Origin of the sequence: Leptolyngbya sp. FACHB-711 (assembly GCF_014695615.1) — a bacterium.
Classification (GTDB): Bacteria; Cyanobacteriota; Cyanobacteriia; order Elainellales; family Elainellaceae; genus Leptolyngbya_A.
On record NZ_JACJOR010000433.1, the window covers coordinates 1 to 3,293 of the forward strand.

Sequence of the window (3,293 nt, forward strand, 5' to 3'; positions counted from 1 at the left end):
GGTACGGTGGACCCACCCTGACCCATCCCGAACTCAGGTGTGAAACGCTGAAACGGCGACGATAGTTGGAGGGTTGCTTCCTGCAACAATAGCTCGATGCCAGGGTAATTTTCTGAAATCTCCCCCTTGTGATTATGCTTGGGGGAGATTTTGTTTCGCTCGATTTGAGGCTTGAAGTTACCGTTAGTTTAATGGCAAAACTGGGAAAGTTATGCTTTAAGGATATTCAAACTTGTGTTGAATATTGTGATAGCGGCGTTTACTTTCAGGCAATACGACGATTATGGCAAGTGTGGGATTAAATAAGTGGATTGTAAGCGGTAATCTGGCAGCTGATGCTCAAATCAAAGCAATCGAATTACGCAATGGAGAACAAGCGACGCTTGCAGAAGCAACTCTGTATGTACGAAGGTTGCGCGGTCGGGATGATGCTTTTACAGTTAAGTTAAGAATTTGGGATAAATCGTTGGCTTGGCGAAAATTGCCCTACTTGAAGAAGGGGTCTTTAATTATTTGTACCGGCAGCCTTGAACCGAATCCTTATATTACAAGCAGTGGTAATTTGCCCAAAGCGGGATTGGAAATGACGGTTCTAGATATTGATCTAGACATTGTGCGGGGATTTGAGGGGGAGTCTGTTAGTGCAGAAGCGGTGTTGCCAAACCAACATGTTGAGGAGACTGGAGGCTCTGCGGTTGGGGCGCCTGTTTAGCCGAGTGTCAGATGTAGGGGAGTATGAGCAACCCGCAAGGCTCAAACAAATGTTAGGGGTAGGTCAGTAGCATTGTTAGGGTTAGAGGCTTGGTATCAACTGACTCTAAAGCAAAAACTAATGCTCCTGTGTCACGCTAGGCAAAATAAAAGCGGAAATTTTGGGATAGATCAGAGTGTGGCAGACTGCTAGAAAACTGATTCATCAGTGCAACCAAACACTCTAACCCGGCCGCTAAGCGTGGAATTGGAAATAGATTTAACCAGGGTTCGAGCAAATTTAGAATTATGCTCGGCTCAATTACCAGACGCAGATTGTTGAGTGTCTGCTTCCACCTGTTTGCCTGCTTCCAACTGGATGTTGGGTGAGATGAAGGGTGATTACTTGCGCTTGAGCATTCTGTTGGATCGAAGGTTGTACTTGTGGTTGCTGTGAAGCGTTAGTATGCAGACTCATCAGCAATTACGCACTCATCACCATCTCCCACCAGCACTTAATCTGATTGTAGGGGGTCAGCCAAAAATTTGCCCATCCCAACTCGTTCTTACTCTGCTTCAAGCCATACTCAACCTAGTTTCTCAAGCCATACAAATTACCAACTTGGTCATACTTGAGGTTCTCAATGTGCGTCATCCCATAGTGCGTCATCACATACTAGGTTGCATTCTTGGGTAACGTTTGAGGGTCCAGTGGTGAGTTCCCAATATTGTTTGGCACGGCGCTTACCATAAATAATTTCTCGAATGTATCGAGTCTCAGGTTTACTATCACTAAAGATACGCTCAAACTTGCGCCAGCGATTGAAACGAACTGTTTGCTCACGCGGCAACTAGACAGCATAATTAGTACGAATTGCCGCGACGAACTCCAGCTTCAACTAATACAACACATCGATGAAACCGCAGCCACTTTCACCATACAAGCTATCAGCTAGCACGAGCTTGAACTGAAAGCCCATACCTTAAAGATCGAGGATCATCTGGGCAACTATCTCTAGCTTACTGCGGTAGACCTCATCGGGCTTGAGGCGTTCTTTCGGTTTATAAACTTGAAACAGCAAGGGCAAGGTGATATTGTCTACCACCCCTAGGCTATCACAGCCACAATGCCATTCTCAATCTTGCCTAAGTTGCCGACGTATTGGCGTTTAACATAATCAGGATGTTGTCCCTTCTTTCGGTCGCCTGTGTCATCAATGACCAGCACAATTTCGCGCTTACCACTGTTTTGGAGGATTAACCGCAAGCACTGTTGACGAAAAGCTGAAGTTTGCCAGGGCGATTCTATTAGAAGATGATGCAATGATTGAGCGTTGTCTAATTTCGCTACCTGGGCTATTGTAGGTAGCATTTTGCGTTTGGCTTCACTTATGAGTCCCAAATGCAACTGTTTAAATGGCTCGAAGTTCCTAACTTCAGGAAACAGCACTTGATACCACTGGCAATATTCATCAATGAATTGGACGTTCGCTGTAGCGGGTCGCGGTTCAACTATTAGCTGCACCTCGCTTTCACAGCTCTGCTCCTATTATTACGCATCCAGGCCGATAGAAGAGCGTTATTGCCGCAAGCGTATATTCTCAGATTCAACTTGCGTTAGAACTAATTCATAAAGTAAATCTTAAGCAGCCAATCGCCGCATCATCAGACAAATTAAGGAACCATAAATCATCACTTCACTCACCTCTAAATACACCTCATAATCCTTGTTTAAGCGACGGAATTGATTAAGCCATCCAAAAGTACGCTCCACAATCCACCGCTTCGGAAGTTGCGCGAATGTTGCTGAAGTGCGCTCAATCACCTCTACCCAAACCTATTCTCCACACACTTGCTTGACTGCATGGCCAAGCTTCTTGCCTGAATATCCCTGGTCTACCCATACGGCCTCTAATCTAGATAACTTCTCCTTTGCCTCGTCTAGAACAACGATTGCTCCTGACCGCTCTGAAGCATTCGCTTCACTGACGAGGACTCCCATCAACAACCTTCGCGAATCGGCAATGATATGGCGATGTGCGTTCTTTAACCTTTTTGCCACCATCGAAACCGTAGACTGCCCCCTTTTTTCCGTTGTTTTCACGGATTGGGAATCCGCAATCGCAACACTCGATTTCCCTGAAATCCACTTCCACGGGATGTCCAAATCCTTTAGCTTTGGGCAGTAGGGGTTTGAGAATCTCCCACTTCGCATTACTTAAGTCACTGGGATAGGGTTAGCGTGTTGGATGAGCAATTTCAGACAGACGAGACCTTCGTAAGGCTACCCCTCGGCTTCTCCTGTCTAAAATCTGCTCAAGGCTGAACCAGAACTACTTCGGTTTTTCTTTATAAATCAGCTCTTATGTGGGTTTTGCTCATAATTTGATTACCCTCTGGAACAAAACCAGGATAAATAGTGCAACCATCCACAATATAGAAGTAGCCCCCTGATAGTTTGACGATCGCTCATAACAAGGCAAACGTTTCAGCACTATGGTTGCCTAAAGTCCAATTCAAGATGCCCCATGTGGAGTGGTCTACTGGTGTCCAGAGCTAGATTTTGTTTTTTTAGACCCTACAAAGGTTCTTTCATCAAAGAG

At 45.4% G+C, this 3,293-nt stretch carries 3 protein-coding genes, 1 rRNA gene and 1 pseudogene; 2 read left to right on the forward strand and 3 right to left on the reverse strand.

Annotated features, from left to right (window positions below; translation table 11 throughout):
- Nucleotides 1–105, forward strand: a 5S ribosomal RNA gene (gene rrf / locus H6F80_RS31400); the annotation flags it as partial.
- Nucleotides 106–283: 178 nt separating this feature from the next.
- Nucleotides 284–712: a single-stranded DNA-binding protein gene (locus tag H6F80_RS19210; protein ID WP_190793132.1), complete on the forward strand. Its 429-nt coding sequence runs from the start codon at nucleotides 284–286 to the stop codon at nucleotides 710–712.
- 136 nt (nucleotides 713–848) lie between these two features.
- Here H6F80_RS19210 and H6F80_RS19215 read toward each other — a convergent pair.
- The 3 genes and pseudogenes from H6F80_RS19215 to H6F80_RS19220 form a co-directional block, all read right to left on the reverse strand.
- A pseudogene (locus H6F80_RS19215) lies at nucleotides 849–2,206 on the reverse strand (IS701 family transposase).
- 126 nt (nucleotides 2,207–2,332) lie between these two features.
- Nucleotides 2,333–2,464 carry a hypothetical protein gene (locus tag H6F80_RS31405; RefSeq protein ID WP_518523611.1) on the reverse strand — a complete coding sequence of 44 codons (132 nt, stop codon included), beginning with the start codon at nucleotides 2,462–2,464 and terminating at the stop codon, nucleotides 2,333–2,335.
- Between the two features lie 63 nt (nucleotides 2,465–2,527).
- Nucleotides 2,528–2,905, reverse strand: a complete 378-nt coding sequence (locus H6F80_RS19220) for a transposase (RefSeq protein ID WP_518523612.1) — start codon at nucleotides 2,903–2,905, stop codon at nucleotides 2,528–2,530.
- Nucleotides 2,906–3,293 lie beyond the last annotated feature (388 nt).